Origin of the sequence: Methanothermobacter thermautotrophicus str. Delta H (assembly GCF_000008645.1) — an archaeon.
Classification (GTDB): domain Archaea; phylum Methanobacteriota; class Methanobacteria; order Methanobacteriales; family Methanothermobacteraceae; genus Methanothermobacter; species Methanothermobacter thermautotrophicus.
This window is the reverse complement of sequence record NC_000916.1, coordinates 841,973-864,034: the sequence shown is the minus strand read 5'-3', so window position 1 is coordinate 864,034 and position 22,062 is coordinate 841,973. Positions and strand designations below refer to the sequence as shown.

The 22,062-nt window shown below is 48.9% G+C and carries 19 protein-coding genes and 2 tRNA genes; 10 read left to right on the top strand and 11 right to left on the bottom strand.

Annotated elements, in window-relative coordinates; all coding sequences use genetic code 11:
• Positions 1-23: 23 nt before the first annotated feature.
• The 4 genes from MTH_RS04475 to ppcA all read right to left on the bottom strand — a co-directional run bounded on the left by MTH_RS04475 (position 24) and on the right by ppcA (position 2,885).
• Positions 24-95: transfer RNA gene (locus MTH_RS04475), tRNA-Gln, on the bottom strand.
• Between the two features lie 68 nt (positions 96-163).
• Positions 164-235 (bottom strand) — tRNA-Gln (locus MTH_RS04470).
• Between the two features lie 123 nt (positions 236-358).
• Positions 359-1,159 (bottom strand): heliorhodopsin HeR, encoded by an 801-nt coding sequence (heR, locus tag MTH_RS04465; protein ID WP_238374254.1) that lies wholly within the window; start codon positions 1,157-1,159, stop codon positions 359-361.
• Positions 1,160-1,433: 274 nt separating this feature from the next.
• A complete protein-coding gene (gene ppcA, locus MTH_RS04460) occupies positions 1,434-2,885 on the bottom strand; it encodes a phosphoenolpyruvate carboxylase (protein ID WP_048060929.1) in 1,452 nt (483 codons plus the stop codon).
• 230 nt (positions 2,886-3,115) lie between these two features.
• On the opposite strand from ppcA, the gene MTH_RS04455 reads away from it, so the two are divergent.
• From MTH_RS04455 to MTH_RS04440, 4 genes are read left to right on the top strand one after another with little or no spacing between them, the layout of a single operon-like run.
• The gene (locus tag MTH_RS04455) at positions 3,116-4,888 is read left to right on the top strand and encodes an N-6 DNA methylase (RefSeq protein WP_048060928.1); all 1,773 of its coding nucleotides are present in this window, start codon (positions 3,116-3,118) and stop codon (positions 4,886-4,888) included.
• Complete coding sequence (locus MTH_RS04450) at positions 4,885-6,108, top strand: restriction endonuclease subunit S (RefSeq protein WP_010876574.1); 1,224 nt, start codon at positions 4,885-4,887, stop codon at positions 6,106-6,108. The genes MTH_RS04455 and MTH_RS04450 overlap by 4 nt, the downstream gene beginning before the upstream one ends.
• A gap of 14 nt (positions 6,109-6,122) precedes the next feature.
• Positions 6,123-9,164, top strand: a complete 3,042-nt coding sequence (locus tag MTH_RS04445) for an HsdR family type I site-specific deoxyribonuclease (protein ID WP_010876573.1) — start codon at positions 6,123-6,125, stop codon at positions 9,162-9,164.
• A 4-nt stretch (positions 9,165-9,168) separates the two neighbouring features.
• On the top strand, positions 9,169-9,735 hold the full coding sequence (locus MTH_RS04440; RefSeq protein ID WP_010876572.1) for a M48 family metallopeptidase: 567 nt from the start codon (positions 9,169-9,171) through the stop codon (positions 9,733-9,735).
• On the opposite strand, the gene MTH_RS04435 is transcribed toward MTH_RS04440, so the two are convergent.
• The gene (locus MTH_RS04435) at positions 9,732-10,067 is read right to left on the bottom strand and encodes an Mth938-like domain-containing protein (RefSeq protein WP_010876571.1); all 336 of its coding nucleotides are present in this window, start codon (positions 10,065-10,067) and stop codon (positions 9,732-9,734) included. The two genes, MTH_RS04440 and MTH_RS04435, sit on opposite strands and share 4 nt — an antisense overlap.
• A gap of 15 nt (positions 10,068-10,082) precedes the next feature.
• On the bottom strand, positions 10,083-10,382 hold the full coding sequence (locus MTH_RS04430; protein WP_048060927.1) for a TIGR04076 family protein: 300 nt from the start codon (positions 10,380-10,382) through the stop codon (positions 10,083-10,085).
• A 66-nt stretch (positions 10,383-10,448) separates the two neighbouring features.
• Between MTH_RS04430 and MTH_RS04425 the strand changes: the two genes are divergently transcribed.
• Together MTH_RS04425 and MTH_RS04420 are read left to right on the top strand one after the other, a co-directional pair.
• Complete coding sequence (locus MTH_RS04425) at positions 10,449-10,844, top strand: metal-dependent transcriptional regulator (RefSeq protein ID WP_013296128.1); 396 nt, start codon at positions 10,449-10,451, stop codon at positions 10,842-10,844.
• 33 nt (positions 10,845-10,877) lie between these two features.
• Entirely contained in the window at positions 10,878-11,168 is a 291-nt protein-coding gene (locus MTH_RS04420; protein WP_010876568.1) for a carboxymuconolactone decarboxylase family protein, read from the top strand.
• 10 nt (positions 11,169-11,178) lie between these two features.
• Here MTH_RS04420 and MTH_RS04415 read toward each other — a convergent pair whose 3' ends face one another.
• From MTH_RS04415 to MTH_RS09670, 5 genes are all read right to left on the bottom strand, one after another.
• On the bottom strand, positions 11,179-11,622 hold the full coding sequence (locus MTH_RS04415) for a hypothetical protein (RefSeq protein ID WP_048060926.1): 444 nt from the start codon (positions 11,620-11,622) through the stop codon (positions 11,179-11,181).
• Positions 11,623-11,624: 2 nt separating this feature from the next.
• Positions 11,625-12,356 carry a nitroreductase family protein gene (locus MTH_RS04410; RefSeq protein ID WP_010876566.1) on the bottom strand — a complete coding sequence of 244 codons (732 nt, stop codon included), beginning with the start codon at positions 12,354-12,356 and terminating at the stop codon, positions 11,625-11,627.
• Positions 12,357-12,432: 76 nt separating this feature from the next.
• Complete coding sequence (locus MTH_RS04405) at positions 12,433-13,143, bottom strand: DUF6544 family protein (protein WP_238374253.1); 711 nt, start codon at positions 13,141-13,143, stop codon at positions 12,433-12,435.
• A 25-nt stretch (positions 13,144-13,168) separates the two neighbouring features.
• A complete protein-coding gene (locus MTH_RS04400; RefSeq protein WP_010876564.1) occupies positions 13,169-13,666 on the bottom strand; it encodes a MarR family transcriptional regulator in 498 nt (165 codons plus the stop codon).
• Between the two features lie 300 nt (positions 13,667-13,966).
• Positions 13,967-14,461, bottom strand: coding sequence for a hypothetical protein (locus MTH_RS09670; protein WP_010876563.1), 495 nt, complete (start codon positions 14,459-14,461; stop codon positions 13,967-13,969).
• A gap of 159 nt (positions 14,462-14,620) precedes the next feature.
• On the opposite strand from MTH_RS09670, the gene MTH_RS04390 reads away from it, so the two are divergent.
• The 4 genes from MTH_RS04390 (at position 14,621) to fwdF (ending at position 22,034) form a co-directional block, all read left to right on the top strand.
• A complete protein-coding gene (locus tag MTH_RS04390) occupies positions 14,621-15,316 on the top strand; it encodes an endonuclease/exonuclease/phosphatase family protein (protein WP_010876562.1) in 696 nt (231 codons plus the stop codon).
• A gap of 356 nt (positions 15,317-15,672) precedes the next feature.
• On the top strand, positions 15,673-20,673 hold the full coding sequence (locus MTH_RS04385) for a cobaltochelatase subunit CobN (protein ID WP_083750451.1): 5,001 nt from the start codon (positions 15,673-15,675) through the stop codon (positions 20,671-20,673).
• Between the two features lie 169 nt (positions 20,674-20,842).
• Positions 20,843-21,046 carry an ATP-binding protein gene (locus tag MTH_RS09545; protein WP_048175579.1) on the top strand — a complete coding sequence of 68 codons (204 nt, stop codon included), beginning with the start codon at positions 20,843-20,845 and terminating at the stop codon, positions 21,044-21,046.
• The gene (gene fwdF / locus MTH_RS04380) at positions 21,036-22,034 is read left to right on the top strand and encodes a tungsten-dependent formylmethanofuran dehydrogenase subunit FwdF (RefSeq protein WP_010876559.1); all 999 of its coding nucleotides are present in this window, start codon (positions 21,036-21,038) and stop codon (positions 22,032-22,034) included. Before MTH_RS09545 ends, fwdF begins: the two co-directional genes overlap by 11 nt.
• Positions 22,035-22,062 lie beyond the last annotated feature (28 nt).

The following is a 22,062-nucleotide window of genomic DNA, read 5'->3' as shown; positions in this document are numbered from 1 at the left end:
TGGACACAGAATCAGTGGTTTGATAGTCCCGAGCGGAGTCGAACCGCTGTCGCCGGGTCCAAAGCCCAGCAGGATTACCACTACCCCACGGGACTATGACAGTTATTAGGTGGTGATGTTCTTCATAAATAGGTTTCGATAAAAGGGGGGTGTTATGGGGGGATAGTCCCGAGCGGAGTCGAACCGCTATCGATGGATCCAGAGTCCATCAGGATTGCCATTACCCCACGGGACTATGCTTAAAAAGAGCTCATATCGACAAGATAAGGTTACATGGAACCCCTATAAATACTTTGCGGTTCTTAAAGTGAGTGGCTGACCCCCGGATGCCTCCAGAAAAAGGGGTTAAAAAATAGAACTAGAAGGGTGAGAACACCCCTATGAACACCAGCCAGGCCAGCAGGGTCTTTGCAACCAGGCTCAGTATGATGTAGACCCTCTCACCGTAGAGGTAGTCCCTCCATTTACCGACACCCCTGTACTGCAGCAGCATGTTGACGGAGAATGTGTTGAACATCACAAAGTAGATGAGCAGTGTGAGGTAGACGAAGTCCGGTGGCTGTGTCTCGGCGGAGCCCAGGGCGGCGATGAAGTAGGCTGCAATGACCACCCATGGGGTGAAGCCGGAGATGCACCCCAGGAGGTAGGGTGACCAGTCGATCTTCTCGGTGTACTGGTTGATCTTCTCCATCAGGTAGCCGAACATTATCATCGATGCGTTGAGGACGAAGATCATCACAAGTGACCAGAGGTCCCAGACCCCCACGAAGGTGGCCAGTATCACTATCATTATTGAACTTGAGAGAGCATACTCGTACCAGCGGTAGGGGTTCATACCCCTCTTCAGGTTCTCAACGTAACTCTCATTCCTGAGGAAGGCTATTGTGAAGTGGGCCACCGCAGATATCAGGAGGAAGGATGCAAGGATCACCCCGAGGTAGCTCACGGTGAATGCCACCTCAGGGCTGGGAAGGACCTGGAATGACGGCGGATTCAGTGAGAGTATCTTGAACTTCAGGTAGAACGTGTAGATGTCCCTGTCCCATGTGAGCAGGTAACCCAGCGCAACCATCAGAAGCCCCTGGATCAGGTGCAGGGACCCGGCCGCTATGTTCAGCTTCCTCAGCCCCTCAAAACTTATAGGGGACTTCTCAATCATTTTAATTCTTTCAATGTTGTCCATAAAACACCCCCACATTATTGTTATGTCAGTGAAGCTATTTTAATGTATCAACAGGTCAGTAAGGAAGGGTGGGGATGGTGATGCCAGAATTCTATATCAGCGGGTCCGTCAGGAACAGTGGGTAGACTGATGCCAGAACCCGTGGGAAGGCCGGGTGGTCTTACAGTGGATGTGTATGGATGCTTTCAGAATTGAAAAAATAGTTTATGGGGGGCAGCTCTCTGCTCAGCACAAAAAATGGTGGAGGGTTTCAGCCGAGGAACTTCCTCTGGCTTGCAGCCTCAAGGATGAGCTCCTGGAGGTTGGCTGTCCTGTTGATTCTGAGGGCCCTTATGATCTCCTCTGTGGTCTTCATGTGTCCCTCATCATACTCAGGTTCAAGGTACTCCTCAAAGGATGATTTAACCTCAGGGCTGAGGAATGGTGATTCAGGGTTGGCGTACCTTGCAGCGTCATGGAGGTCCCTTCCAAGACCCGGGTAGACCTCCTCAATGAATTCAAGGTCACCTGATGATAGCGCGTTGAACCCGAGCAGCTCCGGGGGAACCCCCAGCGAGTAGAGGGCCGCTGTGAAGGTTATTGCCCTTGGGAGTGAAACGTTTCCCATGCTCCTGGAGTATCCGAAGAGTCCGATGTGGAGCTTCCTCTTCCTCCTGCCGGGCACGTACCTCGCAACCCTGTTTATGATGTCCACGAGGTCCATGACCTGCCTCCTGTACTCCCTGCAGTAGGCTGAAATTATCTCCAGGACACTTTCACGCTCGATTTCAGCTGCCCTGCCCGGTTTAACAGACCTGAGTTTCTTTATGCCCCTGATGACATCTGATGGTTCATGGTCGTACTTGAAGGATGACTGGACAGTGAAGGTGTAGGCGCCACGGTACTCCCAGGTAACGTCCTCCACATTATCGGGGCGGAGGTTACCCCTGAAGGGAGCTGAGCCCATACCTATTATGGGGTAGAGTTTAACTCCTGACTCTTCCTCAAGGTCCCGGAAGTCTGAGAGGGCTATCCTGTTGAGGAGTGTGGCTGATATCATACCGTAGTTCATGGCGGGGTCTGACCTTGCAAGGAAGACCCTCTGCTCCTGGATATCCTTACCATCAAGGTACTCGCCTGTGATCTTGGCGGCGTTCAGCATCCCCTCATGGTCCTCGAAGAGGGGGATAACGTTGATCTCGTCGGGCCGGAATTCACCTATCCACTCCTTGACGGTCACACCATCTGCGAGCTGCAGCCTCTCCTTACCCTTCACAAAGTCCAGGTAGTAGCTGTGGATCCGGTTGAGGCAGCTGCTTGATGAGGTCATGGGTAGGATGACCTCGAAGACCGGGGCTGCGTCCATCCCGTAGAAGAGGCTTGCGGTGTCATAGGATCTGGGTATGCTCTCAAGGGTCTCAAGGAGTATCTTTGCCTCGGCCCTCTCAACTGTGGGGTTGGGCACCCTGAGGGTGAGCCTCAGATCCTCACCCAGGACATGGTCCCTGAAGAAGGCCTGGTACTTTGTGAGGAGTTTCTTTACAACGTAGTTGTCCACTTCCTTGCCCTCGCAGTCCCACATCTGTTCGTCACATCCCAGGTGTGAGAAGACGTAGTATGCCTCCCTTATCTCGTCTTCACCACCCAGTTCAGGTTCTTCTGCAAAGAACGGCGGGTTAACGTTGTCTGGATGCTGTGTACTCATGCATCTTGGAACCTTCATGTTTAACACTCCGGGGTGATATTTCTGTGGACTGGAATATAAGGATGATGATGAGGATAATGAACCTGGACCTTGAAATGACATGCTATGTAATGGGTTTACAGCGCCATACCGCACAAAGATATTTATATTAAAAGGTATAAATTATACAAGTGGTAAGTCAATTAGCTTGTATAATCTGGACCGGGATCATTGCAGGCAGGACTGCCACCTTAACTGAAGGTGATAATATGAAACTACCAAAATGGCTTGAAGAAAAATATGACCTCCTCTGGGATAAATTTGAGGACCGGGAATTCAGGAGCACCGAGGCCCTTGAAATACTTGGAAAGGAACATCTAATTGATGAAAAGTCCCTTTCAGCTGCAATATCCGAGATGAGGAAGAAGGGATGGATAGAGACAAGAAAGGATCCCGATGATGAGAGAAGAAGGATCTACATGCTCAGACCCAAATCAGAGATCATACAGGATTACCTCACCCTCAAGGACGATAAACTTGGCCGTGCAGACATAGAGAGGATACTCAAGGGGGCAGCAGACCTCATAAGGACAAGGGTCGACTACAAGTTCATCCTGGTCCTCCTGTTCATGAAACAGATGAGTGACAAGTGGATGATGGAATACCAGAAGGCATATGAGGATGCCATAAAGGAGTATGGCCTCAGTGAGGAGGAGGCGAGGCTTGAGGCACGTAACAGTGCATACCATGACCTTGACATAAAGGAGGAGTACCTCTGGGACAACATAAGGAAGGACGTTGAGAACCTGCCCATAAAATTTGCAGGGGCCCTCAAGAACCTCGCAGAACTCAACCCCGCCTTCAAGGACGTGGTGGACGCCTTTGACTTCGTGGAGTTCACACAGAGCCAGGAGAACCGGGAGATACTCAGGCAGCTCGTTGAACTATTCAGTGAGAAGAAACTCACAAACGTTGACCCCGACATCCTTGGAGACGCCTATGAATGGATACTGAGATACTTCGCCCCAACCAAGGCCAAGGAGGGCGAGGTCTACACACCCAGGGAGGTTATAAGGCTACTGGTCGAGATACTCGACCCAAAACCCGGCGAAAGCGTCTACGACCCGGCATCAGCGTCCAATGGCATGCTCATAATATCCCACAAGTACGTTAAGGAGACCTATGGTGAGGCCGAAAGGCTCTTCCTCTACGGACAGGAGGTCAACAGGAAGACAATGGCCTTAGGATCAATGAACATGTACATACATGACATAAAGGACCACCACATAGCCCATGGTGACACACTCCTCTACCCCAAATTCAAGGAATCAGACGGGATCATGAGGTTCGACGTAGTGATAGCCAACCCACCATGGAACCAGGATGGTTACGGTGAGGACACCCTCAAGAAGGGAGATTACTGGAGGGAGAGATTCAGGTACGGATTTGTGAACAAGCAGTCCGCTGACTGGGCATGGATACAGCACATGATAGCCTCTGCCAAGGATGACGGGAGGATAGGTGTGGTTATAGATAATGGTTGCCTCTTCCGGGGTGGCCGTGAGAAGAGTATAAGGTCAGCTGTACTGGAGGACGACCTCATAGAGGCGGTTATACTTCTCCCTGAAAAATTATTCTACAATACAGGTGCCCCGGGGGCAATAATAATCCTCAACAAGGATAAGGATGAGGAAAGGAGGGGTAAGGTCCTCTTCATCAATGCAGGTGAGGAGTATGAGAAGCACCCTGAGGTCAGGAAGCTGAACATCCTATCTGACGGGAACATTGAGAGGATACTTGAGGCCTACAGGGAGTTCCAGGGTGATGATGGATTCTCAAGGGTTGTCGACCTTGATGAGATCCGTGAGAATGATTATAATCTGAACGTGCCGCTCTACGCATTCCCTGAGGAGGAGCTCGAGGATATTGATGTGGCAGGTGAGTGGATGCGCCTCTCCGAGATCGAGGAGGAACTCGCCGAAGTTGATGAGAGGATAAGGGGTTACCTGGATGAACTTGGGTATATGGGGGTGAAAATGTGAATACTGTGGAATTCAAGGATTCTCCTGTTGGCAGGATTCCTGTGGATTGGGGTGTTTCCAGAGTTTCGGAAGTTTTTGATGTTTTTACTGGAACTACACCATCAACTAAAATAGATGAGTTCTGGGATGATGGTGATGTTGTTTGGGTTACACCTGCTGATATGAGTAATCTTAACGGGATTATGATAGCAGACAGCGAAAGAAAGGTTACTGTGAAGGCGCTGAAAAGAACAAATCTTAATCTTATCCCTAAACTTTCCATTCTCATCTCAACAAGAGCACCAGTTGGATACGTTGCATTGAATACGGTTGAATGTGTGTTTAATCAAGGATGCAAAGCACTAGTCCCTAAATCACATGTTGACACGAGATATTTTGCATATTATCTATTAATAAATAAAAAACGCCTGCAAGACCTCAGCGGAGGCAGCACGTTCAAAGAACTCAATAAAAAAACTTTGGAAAAAATTTATTTACCGGTACCCCCTCTTGAGGAGCAGAAAAGGATTTCAGAGATACTCCAGGATGTTGATGGTGCGATAGAGAAGGTTAATAAGGAGATAGGGGTTACAGAGAAACTTAAGAGGGGTCTCATGCAGAGGCTTCTGATGGAGGGCATCAACCACACGGAATTCAAGGATTCTCATGTTGGCAGGATTCCTGTGGATTGGGATGTTGTTAACTTGGAGGATGTTGTTGAGATTCATGATAATAAAAGAATACCTCTTAGTGAAAAAGAAAGAATTAAGATGAAAGGTGATTATCCATATTGTGGAGCGAACGGCATAATTGATTATATCAATGATTATATTTTTAATGGGGAATTTGTACTTTTAGCTGAGGATGGAGGTGATTATTCATCCTTTGGGAGCTCTGCATATATAATGAATGGTAAGTTTTGGGTTAATAATCATGCACATGTTATCGAAGCGTTACCTTCTAAGATAACTAATAGATTTTTACTCCATATTCTTATTTATTTAGATTTAACTCATTATGTCGTTGGATCCACAAGAAAGAAGTTAAACCAGGGAATAATGAGGAAAATAAAAATTCCCCTCCCTCCTCTTGAGGAGCAGAAAAGGATTTCAGAGATACTCCAGGATGTGGACAGAAGGCTCGAGCTCCTCACGGAGAGGAAGGTTAAACTTGAAAACATAAAGAGGGGGCTCATGAACGACCTCCTGACAGGTAAAAGGAGGGTCAGAATAACATCATAGGGGGGGGATAGAACATGAAATTAAATGAGGAGGCCCTTGAAGACTACTTCATGAAGGAACTGAGGGGAATGGGCTGGAATGATATACCGGCCGCCGAACTTGGGAGGGATGACCCTGAAAACCCCCTCATAGAATCTGAGCTGATAGACTCCATAAGAAGGATCAACCAGTATATAGAGGATGATGATATACAGCAGGTCATCCAAGAGCTCCGGGGTAAAGCAGCAAGCATTGAGGGATGCAAATCGATACTTGAATACCTTAAAAATGGCGTTTACATAAAATCTGCCACAACAGGGGAACCCAGGAAGGTCAAAATCCTTGACCACGATACCCCAAGCCACAACTCATTCACAGCATCAAGGCAGGTCGTATTCCGTCGTGGTGACCAGACCATAAGGACAGACATAATGCTCTTCATCAACGGCATCCCCCTCGTGAACATAGAACTCAAAAACCCCGTGGGGATGTCAGAGACATGGGCGGACGCCTACCGGCAGATAAAGGACTATGAGAAGACAGTGCCGGAACTCTACAAGTACGTACAGATGGGTGTCGCTGCTGAAGACTTTGCAAGGTACTTCCCGATAGTTCCCTGGCTTGATGAGGTCCCCACCTTCGAGTGGAGGGAGACGGATGGTAAACTCCCTCAAAAATCCAGAAAACAGGGCCATGAGCACCACACAGGACTCCCGGCCGCAGATATACTCCCACTCCTCAGACCAGAAAGGGTGCTCGACTTCATCAGGAACTACATCTACATAAGGACAGAGTTCGGATCAACAACCAAGGTCATAGCAAGGCACATGCAGTACCATGCAGCTGAGAGGATAGTTGAAAGGGTCCTTAGGAACATCAGGGGAGAAGATAAAAGGAACAGGGGCCTCATATGGCACTGGCAGGGATCAGGCAAAACCCTGACAATGATATTCGCGGCCAGTAAACTCTACAGGATGAAGGAACTGGAGAACCCAACAGTATTCTTCATAGTGGACCGCAGAGAACTTGAGGAACAGTTATACGCAGAACTCGCGGCACTGGAAATCCACCAGCCTGAAAGAATAGAATCCATAGCAGAATTAAAGAGAACAATAGCCAGCGATGACTACCGGGGAAAGAGGGGCCTATTCATAACACTCATACAGAAATTCACAGACAAACTTGATGATATAACAGCCGAACTCAGGGAACATGGAGGAGAAACCATAATGGACAGGAAGAACGTCATAGTCTTCATTGATGAGGCCCACAGGAGTCAGTATGGCCTCCTGGCAGCCCAGATGAAGGACATGCTGAGATCAGCGTTCTTCTTCGGCTTCACAGGAACACCCATATCAAAGAGGGAACGCGACACCTATGATAGGTTCGCATACCCCCCCGAAGAGAAATACATCCACCAGTACTTCATAACAGACTCCATAAGGGACGGCTTCACCGTGAAGATAACCTATCAGCCGAGACTCGCAGGTGACGTCCACCTTGACAGGAAGCACCTGGAGGCATTCATCGGTGTGGAATTCGAGGAACTGCCAGAATCCATAAGGAAGGACGTTGAGGAATCTGTTAAAAGGAAACTGGACACCATAAAAACCATCCTCGAGAACCCTCGCAGGATAGAGCTAATAGCAGAGGACATCGCGAAACACTTCAAAGAGAACATCGATGGAAGATTCAAGGCCATGGTTGTGGCTCCAAGCAGAAGGGCATGCGTCCTCTACAAGAGGGAACTCGACAGGCACCTCCCACCAGAGTACTCTGAGATCGTAATGACCTACACTCCACGGGACGAGGAGATAATAAGGGCCTATGATGAGGAACTCATGGATAAATACCATGGCAGGAACCACCATGAGATTAAAAACCTGGTACTGGAAAGGTTCAGGGACCCTGATAGGAACCCCCGGATACTCATAGTGACGGATATGCTCCTCACAGGATTCGACGCACCCATACTCCAGACCATGTACCTCGACAAGCCACTGAAGGAACACAGACTGCTGCAGGCAGTTGCAAGAACAAACAGACCCTACAGGGACGTCAAGGAGGCAGGCCTCATAATAGATTACATTGGAGTCATGGGGGCGGAACTGAGGCGCGCATTTGAGCTCTACAGTAAGGAGGAGTATGAGGGCGCAGTATACGATATGGAATCCATGAAGAGGGAATACGAGGAGCTACTCAGGGAGACCCTCAGGATCTTCAGCGACCTTGAATGGGATGGGATGGATATTGAGGTCCTCTCCGACGCGGTTGAACTCATAACCTCTGATGAAGAACTCGAAAAGAAATTCACAGAGAATTACCGTGAACTCAGAAGGCTCTTCGAGCTGCTCTCTGACCAGCCCTTCATAAGGCATGGCCTCAAGGATTACAGGTGGCTCACGGTCATCTACACATACTATCAGAGAGTCGTATCAAGGAAACCATCAGTTGAAGCCGAAACTGAAAGGTATTACCAGAAAACCCTCAAATACATCCACAGGACCACAGAGTTCAGGGAAATAGAAAGTAAACTCCCGGTAATAGAATTTGACTCCGATTACTTTGAAAACCTCAGGAAGGTCAGGGATATAAGGGATAAGGCTGCCTTAACAGTCTACACACTCAACTCATATGTCCTCAGGAATGGCACAAGGAACCCCATCTATGAATCGGTGGCTGAAAAGGTTGAACGCCTCCTGGAACAGTGGAGGGAGAAAACCATGGACTACGAGGAACTCTACAGGGAGGGCGCTGCCATCATAAGAGAGATCTGGAAGGAGGAGCGCAGAATGAAGGAGCTCGGTCTTGACGAGAAGGAGTTCGCGGTCCTGATGACCCTCAGGGGTAGAGGTATACCAGAGGATAAACTGAAGGAATATGCTGTTGCCCTTACAGAGGAGGTTGATGGGAACATATTCCCTGGATGGACGTCCCAGGAGAGCGTTAAGAGGAATGTTATGAGAATCATAAGGGTTTTCCTCCTGAGGAACCTCCCGAAGGATGCGCCCAAAAGAAGGCAGATCGCCGATGAAGCACAGGAAGATCTTATGAAAATATTTGAGAGGTATCAGTGATAAAATGGACAGATTCATGGCCGGGGACCTGGAGGTTAGATGTGAGGTCATATACAGGAGGGTTAAGAACCCGAGGATTGAGCTGAGATTCGACAGCCTGCGTCTGATACTCCCCGCAGATTTCACCGGGGACCCCATGGAGGTTCTATCATCCAGGAGTGACTGGATCCAGAGGAAGATCCATGAGTTCCATGAGATGCTTGAGAGGGCATCTGACATGGAACTGGAGTACCGGCGGGATAAGGAACTGAGATCACTGGTCAGCGGATTCCTGGACCATTACTCTGATGTCCTGGGCGTCGAATATGGGAGGGTCCGTTTCAGGAGGATGAGGTCCCGCTGGGGTAGCTGCAGCTCCAGGGGCAATCTGAGCTTCAACACCCTCCTCTCCCATCTCCCGGACAGGATGGTGGAGTACGTGGTGCTCCATGAACTGGCCCACCTCCGGGAGATGAATCACAGCCCGAGGTTCTGGGGTATCCTCGAATCTGAGATGCCGGACTGCACCGAAAGGAGGAGGATGCTGAGGTACTACTGGGCCCGGCTTTACATGGAGGGCCTTGTCGATTAGCAGGTCACATGTATTATGGCCGCAACCCTCCTACCGGCACTCCTCTCCTCATTGTACCTCTTTATGGCCTCACAGGTGGGAAGAACTGTTGCATCTGATCTGAACCCGGTTTCAAGGGCTCCATGGACCCCTGAGCCTATGATTATGGATTCAGGTTTCTCTTCCAGGAGTTCCTCAAGTTCCTCCTCTGCCATGACATGGGATGTCCCGTATTTCCTCCTTGATATCTCCTTCCTCCTTGGTGTCACACTCCCATCAACGTGCACCACGATGTCTGATCTGTATTCACGTCCCCTGTAGGTCACGGAGCCGAATCTGCAGTCTGAGAACATGGTTTCCCTTCCAGCTTATCTGAGTCCCCTAACCTGGAATATGACTGTGCCGCCATCTGTGTAGGGTTCGCCAGGGTCCACGCACTGCATGTAGGCGTGCTCCTCGTCGCCGTCCACTGTGAGTCCAAGTTCCACAGGACACCAGTTCCTCTCAAGGATTGTGGTGTAGTGCAGGATCGTGGATAGGGCGTGTGTGCAGAGGGCGTCTGTCCTTTCAAGGTCTATCTCATGGTCGTCAACTGTTATCCGGTCCCCCTCCCGGTGCACCGGGCACTTACCCCTTATCTCATGCACGCGTATCTCAAGCACATCCATCACCTTTCATGAATATAAATGACAAAACTTAAATAGGTTTTGAATATATATTCAATTGGTGTCTTTATGGAACTCACAAGGAGCATGGAAAACTACCTCGAGACATTATACAGGTTAAGTAGTCACGGGATCGTTAAAACCTCTGACCTGTCATCAAGGATGAACGTCAGACCAGCCAGTGTAACCCAGATGCTCAAGAGACTCCATGAAATGGGCCTTGTCATCTACCACCCATACCTGGGGGCTGAACTCACAGATGAGGGAAGGGAGATTGCAGAGATGGTTCTAAGGAGGCACATGATCCTGGAGTGCTTCTTCCACAACGTCCTTGGAATGGACCTCGACTCATCCTATGAGGAGGCCTCCCGCATGAAGCACGAGCTCTTCAGGGAAACAGAGCTGGCACTCATGAGGTACCTGAGGAACCCGGCAAGGTGCCCCCACGGCATACCCATACCCTGAAGGTATTTAAGGGATGATGTCAGCTTAAGGAACATGAAGACAGGAGCAGACAGATTTCTTGAGGAACTACCTGAAGTTGCGGAATCATTCAAAAACTTCAGGGAAGCAGTTAGATCTGAGGGTAAACTCACGGAGAGGGAGAAACTTCTCATATCAGTGGCATGTTCGGTTGCAGTCAGGTGTGATGCATGCACACGGAGACACGCAGAGGAGGCCCTTGAGGCAGGTATAACAGAGGGGGAACTGGCAGAGGCCGCGGCGGTGGCGGCACTGATAAGGGCCGGCTCTGCAATGAACACGGCCTCAGCCATATTCAGGGACTGATTCCCGAATTCTATTCCAGGTCAATCTTCAGGACGAACTTCAGCACAAATTTGAGGCCATGAAGGAATACGGCAACCGCAAGGACGACCATTGCAACAAGGAGGGCGAACCTGACAGAGTAGAACACATAGAGGTTCCTGAAGGTGAAGGGGAATACACTGTAAAGGGATGAGACCATAAGGTACCCCAGTGCACTCAGGATGATCTGCATGAACGTCCAGAACCACTGCCTCCTGTAGATGAGGAAACAGGCATTCGCAGCCAGATTGGCTCCTATCACAGCATTTAATAATGGTATAAGGTCCCTGAAGGAATCTGCAATGAAGGAGATATCCCAGTTCATCACACTGTTTATGATGTAGATGAGGACGAGGTTGGCTACAATGCCAGCCACGAACTCAGAGTTTCTAAATTCCTTATCCCCCAGGAATTCCACCAGAGCTTTATTCTTCATTTTCACTCCCCATAGATGAATGTACCGGTGTAGGTGTAGTTTTTAAGCTCATCCACCCCGTCAAGGATTCTGAATTCAGACCGGTACCCGTGGTATTCAAGTGAGATCCTGAGGTGTGCAAGGGCTATCCCCATATCTATGGGGTTCCACCTCCCCACAAGGCGCCTCTTGAGGGGGCTCTGCACCTGGCAGTAGGCATGGATCTTTCCATTTCCACCGGTGAAGTACCATGGCTGGTTGTTAACAGCTGAGGGTGCAAGTCTCACAGCCTCGAGGACATCATCCAGCCCCTCTATGTCCGTTATCTTACTGAGGGGCTTCCTCCTGAACTCGGAGTGCTCCCTGTGGACGGGTTCAGCTGCAGCACCAAAGGCCAGGAGTATGACAAAATCAAGTTCAGACTTCACATGACCCCTTGGCTTCGGGATCCCCTGCCAGCAGCTCCCGAGGCCCATGCCTGAGATTCTGAGGTCCATCTGCTGGAGCATGAATCCCACATTCACCTTCCCCACATAGCCATCTGAGAAGGCTGCTATATAGTGGGGGGCCGGCCGCTGCATCCGGGTCCTCACATCATCCCTCTCCAGGAGCATGAATTCGGTATCAAAATCCTCCAGGAGGGGTTCAATTTTCTCAAGGCGGTCCTCAATTTCCCTGAGTTCATCCTCTGATGCGGGGCCCCTGTACTTTCTAGTGGACTTTCTTCTGAAAATGAATGGATAGAGTTCTTTCATAACAGTATATCCTATGTTTCATAATATATTTAAAGTGCCCTGAATTTTCTTCAATCCATGGAGTGATCCGGACAAATTAAAGCGTCCTTATGTTGAACCTTGCGTCTCCGATCCTTCCATGGAAGTACTTCAGGTCACCCTCCGGTAGGTGCCATGTTGCGGTGCACTCCGTGGGATAGATAAAACCCCCGGTATCCCTGTATGATAGCACCTCAACACTCCAGGGGTGCTGCTCCATGTTGAACTCTGCACAGTACCTGTCCTCTGTATAGAATTTCAGGAACCTTCCATGCTCATCGAAGGTGAACAGACCACTGGCAGTGATGCCATGGTCCCTGATTCTACCCTCAACCCTTTCATCATCCAGCTGTGACCATTCCGTACACTCTGCAAGGAAGAGGGACGGTAGAAATGGGGCCTCTGAGAGTAGAGTTACAAGGGCCGACACGTCCATAGGATCTCCACGCTCCTCTGCGACCTTCAGAAATTTCAGGGCCCTGATGGTCATTTCTCCATGGCCTCCGGAATACGTGTCAAGGCCCTCAAGGGGTATTCCTAAAAAACGGCCCTTTATGTAAACGCTCCTGAAGGGTGCTGGAGTGTTGATCTGGGTCATGTCCACATTCATCCAGCGGGGTCCTCTCCTTATTTTTGAGTCAGCCCACCTGATCAGGAGGTTTTGAGGGTCATGGGGGAGACCGGAGGATTCAAGGTATCCTGCAAGTAACCCTGGCAGTTCCCTCTCATTCAGATTATGAACCTTTCTGAGTTCTTCTCTAACTTCCATTTCAAATCTTTTTCTTAGCATCTGATCATCTCGCACGGTATTCCATATAGCGCTGCTTTGAGGCTTCCTCAAGCTTTGAAAATACGTTAAACAGGATTTTGACCTCTTCATCGTCAAGTGAATCGAAGAGGGATTTCAGGGTGGCGGCGTCTCTCTCATCTCTGCCAGCCCAGAACTCATGGAACCTCCCTGTTGGCTCGAGGCGCAGCATCCTCCTGTTTTCAGGGTCCTGTTTTATTCTCAGGAGTCCCTTATCCTCAAGGCGAACTGCAAGTTGCTTGACGTTCTGGTGGGTGCTGCTCATGGCATCAGCCATCTCCTGCATTGAGGGGGGCCTTTCAAAGACGTTTCCAAGGATCACCATGAAGAGCCACTGCTTTGCTGTTATGCCATCTTCGCGGAACTCGCGGCTCACTATGTAGCTCCAGCGCTGCTCGATGAGGAAGAGGGCTACCAGTATGTACCTCTCCATGGACTCCCTTGTCTCCCGGTGTTCATCCCGTATTGCCTGCATATCCTTCATCCAGTGTCAACCTCCCTGATGTGATTGCCATTCCCCGGTAGAAAATCCCGGTGACGCCAGGCCTGTGAAGGTGAGGACCATAAAGAAGCCAGCCTGCCCCCAGCTGAATGGGACCCCCTCCATGGCCATGAAGGCACCATTGAGAGTATGGCTGTTCCCAGTAATGATACCTTGACAAGAAATACCGGTGCAAGGACGTAGCCCCACACTTCTCTCTTCAGGAGGAAGTATGATGTGAGGAGGGCCGCTGGAACCACGACGCCGAGGTCGAGTGCCTGTATGACGAGGGTTGTGTAGCCCTCAAGGCCCCGGGGCCATGCCGGTTATCAGGGAATCTGTGATCATCTTGATCCACATGGCTGCCAGCATTAATCCGGTGAGGGTGAGGTAGATGGCTGTGAAGCCTGATTTTTTATCATCAACATTAACCCTGTAGGTGGTTGTGAACAGCTCTCCCATGAGGCCGTAGAGTGATAAGGCAAGTATGCCCACATACAGGAGGAAGAGACTGTTGTAGGATGCGAGGAAGGCCATGGAGGCATAGGTGTAGGTGAAGTAGAACATTCCACCCATCCACAGCAGCCTGGCTTTGGCCGAGGAACGGCTAAGGTATGCTGAAATGATTATGAGGGGGATCCCTGTGGTGAGTGTCACGAGGTCCTGGCCCATCATCTGTGCAGTTGCTGATAATGAGTCGTTGATGTATGTGTTCTGGTCCAGGAGGCCAGATAGTGTTGCAAAGAGCCCCATAAGTGTTATGAGGGCTGTTAGTGTATGGATCTTATTTATTTTCATCTTCTCAAAAACTCCTATGGTAATATATTACATATTTAGGTAATATATTACATTCTTCCTATATAAATGTTTCCGGTTGTGTTTAAGTTAATGGGCATCACAATTTTCTATAGGATAACTTAAGGTTCTGACATGGAACCTGAACCTGGGGGTGATTGAATGGAACTTAAGGTTCTGACATGGAACCTGAACCGGGCATCCTACAGGCGGAGGAAACTCTGGAGTTATATGGGGGAACTGGAATTTGATGCAGGATTTTTCCAGGAGGTCTACATGATACCCAATGAGGTAAGGTGGAATTACCATACCTTCCGCGGGGAGATGAACACATTACTTCTTCATAAGGATCTCATGCTGGATTCCATGAAAAGGAACTACCTTGAAATCTCAGACAACCACTGTATAGAAGATTTTTATGTTTCCTGCAGAATAGAAATCGGAGGAAATAGTCTTTCCCTCTTTAGCATATACAATTACATTGGGCCAGCAGATAGTGACTTTTCTGAGTTCCTTGACCTCCTCTATAACTACATTGAGGAGGGAGAGGACCTGATCATAATTGGCGGTGATTTCAACATCAATAAAAACTTCAGCCCATCCCTGAGGAGGTTAGCACTCCTTGCTGAGGAGATGACCGGAAGACTCTCTGAACTTGGATTCAGGGATGTTCTCAGGGAGGAGGAAGATCCATTCACATTCATGACACCTAACGGGGGGAAATACCAGATTGATTACCTCTTTGTCCCGGAAGGAGTGAAGATCCTTGACGTCTGGCACCCCCCGGCAGGTGAAATCATAGAGACCAGGCCAAGGTTATCTGATCATATACCCCTCATGGTAACGCTGGAGATCTAGCCCCTGTGATTAATTTATTAACTATAATTATTACATACAGGTGCGTTGAATGGCACTAAATGGCCTCTTCAGTTGATTGATCGATTCAGAATTTTTCTGAAACGTTTAAAGGGCTTTAACCTTGCCGTTATATTTATAAAAATTTTTAATTTCTTGAGTTACATACATCGGTAATACATAAATGCAGATAAAATATTCATTAATTATGCAATAACGCGTGATGAATGTATTAAATTTTCATATAATTATTACTTAATTTTTATTAGAGCAAGAATATGTAATAAAAAAATTAATAAAAAGTCTTAAATAATCTTCATACCATATCCACAATTGTAAAAACTATAAAGGAGGTGAAAATGATTAGAAAACGAAGTGTTACTCTACTGATAACAGTGGTTTTCGTTTTCATGCTACAGGGATCAAGCATGGCTGCAGAGATTGATGGAGGTGAAGGAGGAACCCCATTCAACATCACAGACAGCGAGGGGAGATTCGCATTTGAAAATGTGACTGGCGACAGTCATGTTGTCTGGGTTGATGGCCGGACACTACCTGAAAGGCACAGATTCGATGACATGCTCAGGGTAACAGTGTCAGCATCATCAAATGCATCTGCAAGAAGCGGAAAAATGATTCTTGAAGCATCCCTCAGTGATTCGAAGATAACAGGGAGGCTCTATGCAGATTTAAACGACAACACCATCTTTGATGATGGAGACGAGCCACTGGCCGGTGTCAGTATCTTTGATCCGCCGGAGATACGGTTTTTAATAATATCCTGGCCAACAGAGGCAGGGCAGCTCATCCAGCCAGTGAAAAACATAATGCAGAAGCACCCTGAGATAACCATAAAGGTGAGAAACACTGACCAGACGAGGATGAACCTCACAGAGACAGAACAGCTCATAGAATGGGCTGATATAGTCTACATAAGCAACGTACAGACAACAAACGGTCCAAGCGGTCCTGTACCTGACCTGCTGATGTCAATGAAGAGTCAGGGAAAACTTAATGGTAAGGTGATAGCGGCCTACCCCAATCCATATCACTGTTTTCCGGTTACAAGGCTCACAAACATAAACAATACGAGGTTCGTTGATGCCAATGGCACGGAACTAACAGACAGTCAGCTCCAGGCAATCTTTGATTCAGTTTCAAGGGCAGTGCCACCAAAGACACCGCTAATGGTGCTGAGGGAGCTGCAGCAGCAGTACCCTGCAATGGCATCCTACCTTAAATTCCAGGAATACAAGACATCAGACACAGCATCACCTGAGAACAGGGAGCAGGGTCTCATGTACCTCCTGGCACTGGCATTCCCTGGAAGAGGCTACAACTTCACAGAACCGGTAATAGTTCCGAAGTATGCCCTCTACCGCAACGGCAGACTTTACTACAACTTCACAGACTATGAGCAGTTCTTAACGCCTGGAAGACCCACGGTGGGTATAACCTCATGGATGGCACTCACATGGGAGCGCGGTGACCTCCTCATGCTCGACAGACTCATCAGTGAAATGGAGTCAAGGGGCATAAATGTCATAGCAACTATAGCTCAGGGTAACCCTGTTGACGGAACACCGGTCATAAATGCAATGAGGAGCTACTTCTTTGACTCTCAAAACAGGACAAGGATTCAGGGGCTCATAACGCTCCAGTCATTTAAGATTGGAGGCGCCACCGCTGCAATCGCTGAAAGGATGATTATGGACAACAATATACTGGTCTTCAGATCACTTGTGGTCTCCGACAGTGAGGAAACATGGTACATCTCAGATTCAGGGATGGACTTTACAAGCATAACAAGCCAGATCGTGCTCCCGGAGTTCCAGGGCCAGATACTCACAATGGTAACAGCATCGACCCGTAAGACCATAGATACCGTAACCGGTCTGGAGGTTGAATGCTATCAGCCCATTGATGAGCGCGTAGAAACCTTTGCAGACAGGGTATACTCCTGGCTGAGGTTAAGGTTCCTCTCAAATGCAGATAAGAAGGTTGCCCTAATCTACTACAACTATCCACCAGGGAAGCAGAACCTTGCAGGTGCAAGTTACCTGGATGGTCCCTCATCAATACTTGAGATACTGGGCCTTCTGCAGGAAAACAACTACACCGTCAGAGGAGCACCTTCATGTGTTGATGATCTCCTCACAGAGATGATGGCGAGGGGACTCAACATTGCAAACTGGGCTCCCGGTGAACTTGAGAGGCTTGCAAATTCAACCATACTATGGGACGTAGAGAGGTACATGGAATGGTACAGCAGACTACCTGAGCTTGCAAGGAGAGAAATCGAGGAGGGACCCTTCGGCTACATCGAAGCACTCTTCAGGTACTCCACTGAAAACCCGAAACTCCTCGAAACACTGGACAGGTGGCAGAGTTCACTGATAACAACGATAGATGACATGCAGATCAGCAACGGATCAGAGGCAAAGAACCAGGTTAACAGGGCCTACAATGCCCTCAAGAATATTTACAGTGGACTGAATCAGTGGGATGTTTTCTACAGTGCAAAATCAGCATTCCTGGCCCTCAGGGTCCCGGGACTCTGTGGATGGGGAGCACCACCAGGAAACATAATGACGGTTGAGAGGAACGGTAAGAGGTACCTTGTTATACCTGGCATGTTCTATGGAAACGTCTTTGTGGGTCCTCAGCCACAGCGAGGATGGGAAGGCGACGTGGATAAACTCTACCACAGCCAGATAGTGCCACCCCACCACCAGTACCTTGCCTTCTATGCATACCTTCAGACAGAGTTCGGCGCAGATGCAATGATACACCTCGGACGGCATGGCACCTATGAGTGGCTCCCAAGGAAGGAATCAGCACTATCCGGTGCAGATTACCCTGACATATGCCTTGGAGGCATTCCAAGCATCTACATCTACATCATGGATGGTGTCGGGGAGGTCATACACGCCAAGAGAAGGGGTCTTGCTGTGAGCATAAGCCACCTGACACCACCACTCGAGGCAACAGAAATCTACGGGGACATTGCCTCACTCAAGACGCTCATAGACCAGTACCATGCAGCTCCAGGCAACAGGTCAGAGGAGATAAGGCTCATAAGGGAGAAGGCAGTCCAGCTCCACCTTGATACCATCATTGACCTCAACCTTGACCCGGATGAACTGGTTGATAGAATCGACGACTACATAAGGGAACTTGAGGGCACAATGATGCCACTTGGTCTCTACGTATTTGGAAGGGACCTGAACCAGACACAGCTTACCATCATGGTAAAATCAATGGCCAGTGTTCCAAGGATAAGCGCCGGTAACAACACCTTCCTCTCGGTGACACAGGCACTCTCAGGAATAAACAGGACCGTGGAAGATCTTATACTAGAATTTTACAGTGGAAAGTCACTTCAGACCCTCATGGCGGAGCTCCAGGCAGTTCTCGGAAGAAACCTCACAGCAACAGAGATAACAGCCCTGAATATGACCCTCAATGATGTCCTGAACATCAAGGGCTCAGGGGCAAGGGAGAGGCAGATGCTCCTTCAGGCCCTTGCAGGTGGCTACATACCACCCATAGCTGGGGGAGACCCAATCAGGAACCCAGCAGCGGTTCCAACGGGAGGAAACCTCTACGGTGAGGATCCTTCACTTCTTCCAACACAGGCCGCATGGATAAGGGGCTCCATGCTTGCTGATGAGGCGCTCAGAGCATACAATGCAACACCCGAACAGCTCGGTGTTGTCATATGGGCGACTGAGACACAGAACGATAAGGGTGCTACGGTTGCCTTCATCCTGAGGCTCATGGGACTCGAACCAATCTATGGCTTCGGAGGTTCAGTCATGGGTGTGAGGGCAACACCACTGACAGTCCTCAACAGGTCAAGGGTCGATGTCCTCATGACCACATCAGGGATATTCAGGGAAACCTTCCCGCTGCTGGGAGTCCTCCTGGACAGGGCATCAAGGGTGGCGCTGGCAGCATCATTCAATACCCTGATGGCTGCCATAAACCAGGAATCAGCAGAGAACAGGACCATGCTCCTCGCAGCACTCAACGCCTCGGTCTCAAGTATACAGAAGGCAGGTTTGTTCATACCGGGAAGTGATCCCCTTGACAGGAACCCCATTGCAAGGCACTGGCTATATGATGTTAAGGAGCTCATTAAACTCGGCATGAAACCAGAGGATGCAGGAATTGCAGCCATATCCAGGCTCTTTGGGCCATCACTGGGTAACTACGGTACAAGGCTTCCTGAGGCAGTCCAGCAGGACTGGACCTGGGAGGAAAGGACAGAGCTTGGAAGACTGTACATTGACAGCATGAAGTATGCCCTCAGTGAGGATGGCTGGGGAGTGAGCCTTGAGGAGGTCCTCACTATGAGACTCAGGGACGTTGAGGGTGTGTACCACTCAAGATCAACCAACCTCTACGGGGTCGTGGACGTGGACCATAACTTTGAGTTCCTGGGTGGCTTCAGGCTTGCAGTTGAGGCGGCAGGCGGCAGGGTCCCTGGTATGTACATAATAAACCAGGTGAATCCCTCAAATGCCAGAATAGAGACACTGAACCAGTTCCTCTACAGGGAGCTCCAGTCACGCTACTACAACCCAAGATGGATACAGGCAATGATGCAGAGTGGATACGCAGGTGCAAGGGAGATCTCAAACAACTTCGTGGCCAACCTCTGGGGCTGGAATGTAATGAGCCCCGAGACAATCTCGGACTGGATGTGGGAGGAGACAGTGGACATATACATAAGGGATAGATATGGACTTGGAGTTAAGGACTGGTTATCCCAGGGTAGGAACAGCTATGCAATGATAAGCATGACAGGGACGATGCTCACAGCGATACACCGAGGATACTGGAACCCCGATGATGCCACAAAGCGTCTCATAGCCACCACGTGGGCCCAGGCAATAGCAGAGAATGGTGTGGCATGCTGTGACTGCAGTTGCGGCAACATCGCCATGATGGAATGGGCCATGCAGTACCTGAACCCGGACCTTCTCTCAAGGGTCAGGGAGAAGCTTTACGCTGCCACAAAGAGCTCAGCATTCGCACCATCCTCCGATGGAGGATCCACACCCACAGCACCATCAAATCCAGGACAGCCACAGGCACCGGGTACATCAGCAGACAACGGGGAGCCACATCACGAGGAATCACAGGATTCAGATGTTTCAACATCAGCACCTGGAGTGGAGGCAGCAACTCATTCCTCAGCGGGCGAAAACCAGGGTAAGGCCTATGAGGTCAGCAGCGCCTCAGGTTCAGCTAACCCGGAGACCGGGCTACCTGTCTATGCCATAGTTGGTATAGTGGCGATAGTGGGCCTTCTAGGTCTGGGGTACTTCTTTGGACCTGGAAGAACAGATTAATTTCAATTTTTTTATTTTTCAGGAAATACGTGAGGATATCCATTATAACTGCGGGGGTCCTCAGCTGCCATGTAAAACAGTACTGTTTTCATGAGGTCCATTAAGAAAGATTTATATATGGACCTGTGGAATATACGATATGCAAAAAATTACATTTCGAGGTTGGTCTATGATAGTCATCAATAGGGAGAAATGTAGCGGTGTTGAAAACTGCGCGGGAAAAGGCCTCTGCATTCTCATCTGTGAAAAGGATGCAATAATTGAGGACAACGGGTTTCCCCTTGTGATAAATGATAAATGTGATAATTGTAGGCTTTGCATCTCTAACTGTCCAAACGGCGCTATTTCTGAGGTAGATACTGATGTTGGTTAATGAAAGGATGGGTTCTGAAAGGAGGACATTGAATTACAATCCGGATCTATGCACGGGTTGTGGGTTATGTTCAGAGACATGCCCTGTGAACGCTATAGATAGAGCTCCTCTTCTCCCAATAGCGAGGGGTTTAATCAAAATGAACAGAGTGTCCTTCAACAAGGAGAAGTGTGTTCTATGTGGGTTATGTGCTTCAGTATGCATCTTCGGAGCCATAGATCTCCAGAAGGATGGTAAAAGCATAAGGGGCGCCGATGAATATCCGTTCTGGGACTTTAAACTTGAAATTGATGACGAAAAATGCTTTTTATGCGGTAATTGCGCCGATGCATGTCCAAGGAATGCACTCTTAACCATCAGGGATCTTCCTGAACGTAAATCCCTTGTAAAAGGGGAGATAAATGTATCAATGGAAAAATGCATCTATTGTGGTGAATGTGCAGCTATGTGTCCTGCATCAGCCATTGAAATAAGCTGGAGAGACCCGGATTCATCAAATATGGCGATAGCCGATGGAATCCGGGTGGATGAGGATAAATGTCTCTACTGTGGCATATGCAAAAGGATATGTCCTGTTGGCGCCATCCGTATGAGCTGTCTGACATGCATGTATAATGAGGAACTGAAGGCCACTGTTGAGGGTGCTGTCATAACAATTGATGAAAGATGTGCTCACTGTGGTTGGTGTATGGAAATATGCCCGGCAAATGCGATCACCGTTAAAAAACCCATCAGAGGAACCATAAGCCAGGCAGATGAGCGATGCAGGGGTGAGTCATGCCACGCGTGTGTGGATGTTTGTCCCTGTAATGCAATCAGTATAATAAATGGTACTGCCCGGATCGATGAGAAATTCTGCGTATTCTGCGGAGCATGCTCCAGTGTCTGTCCCGATGGACTCCTCTCTATTGAAAGGTCTGAACTAAGGATCAGGAATCTAAAGTCAGTGGCATGGGAACACATCATAAAGACGGCACTCCAGAAATAAATGCCCGAAATTGCCATTATACTGGTGC

Coding starts and splice junctions, on each gene's coding strand:
- heR (WP_238374254.1), bottom strand. CDS start 1,159: ATGATTGAGAAGTCCCCTATAAGTTTTGAGGGGCTGAGGAAGCTGAAC.
- ppcA (WP_048060929.1), bottom strand. CDS start 2,885: ATGAAGGTTCCAAGATGCATGAGTACACAGCATCCAGACAACGTTAAC.
- MTH_RS04455 (WP_048060928.1), top strand. CDS start 3,116: ATGAAACTACCAAAATGGCTTGAAGAAAAATATGACCTCCTCTGGGAT.
- MTH_RS04445 (WP_010876573.1), top strand. CDS start 6,123: ATGAAATTAAATGAGGAGGCCCTTGAAGACTACTTCATGAAGGAACTG.
- MTH_RS04440 (WP_010876572.1), top strand. CDS start 9,169: ATGGACAGATTCATGGCCGGGGACCTGGAGGTTAGATGTGAGGTCATA.
- MTH_RS04435 (WP_010876571.1), bottom strand. CDS start 10,067: ATGTTCTCAGACTGCAGATTCGGCTCCGTGACCTACAGGGGACGTGAA.
- MTH_RS04430 (WP_048060927.1), bottom strand. CDS start 10,382: ATGGATGTGCTTGAGATACGCGTGCATGAGATAAGGGGTAAGTGCCCG.
- MTH_RS04425 (WP_013296128.1), top strand. CDS start 10,449: ATGGAACTCACAAGGAGCATGGAAAACTACCTCGAGACATTATACAGG.
- MTH_RS04420 (WP_010876568.1), top strand. CDS start 10,878: ATGAAGACAGGAGCAGACAGATTTCTTGAGGAACTACCTGAAGTTGCG.
- MTH_RS04415 (WP_048060926.1), bottom strand. CDS start 11,622: ATGAAGAATAAAGCTCTGGTGGAATTCCTGGGGGATAAGGAATTTAGA.
- MTH_RS04410 (WP_010876566.1), bottom strand. CDS start 12,356: ATGAAAGAACTCTATCCATTCATTTTCAGAAGAAAGTCCACTAGAAAG.
- MTH_RS04405 (WP_238374253.1), bottom strand. CDS start 13,143: ATGGAAGTTAGAGAAGAACTCAGAAAGGTTCATAATCTGAATGAGAGG.
- MTH_RS04400 (WP_010876564.1), bottom strand. CDS start 13,666: ATGAAGGATATGCAGGCAATACGGGATGAACACCGGGAGACAAGGGAG.
- MTH_RS09670 (WP_010876563.1), bottom strand. CDS start 14,461: ATGAAAATAAATAAGATCCATACACTAACAGCCCTCATAACACTTATG.
- MTH_RS04390 (WP_010876562.1), top strand. CDS start 14,621: ATGGAACTTAAGGTTCTGACATGGAACCTGAACCGGGCATCCTACAGG.
- MTH_RS04385 (WP_083750451.1), top strand. CDS start 15,673: ATGATTAGAAAACGAAGTGTTACTCTACTGATAACAGTGGTTTTCGTT.
- MTH_RS09545 (WP_048175579.1), top strand. CDS start 20,843: ATGATAGTCATCAATAGGGAGAAATGTAGCGGTGTTGAAAACTGCGCG.
- fwdF (WP_010876559.1), top strand. CDS start 21,036: ATGTTGGTTAATGAAAGGATGGGTTCTGAAAGGAGGACATTGAATTAC.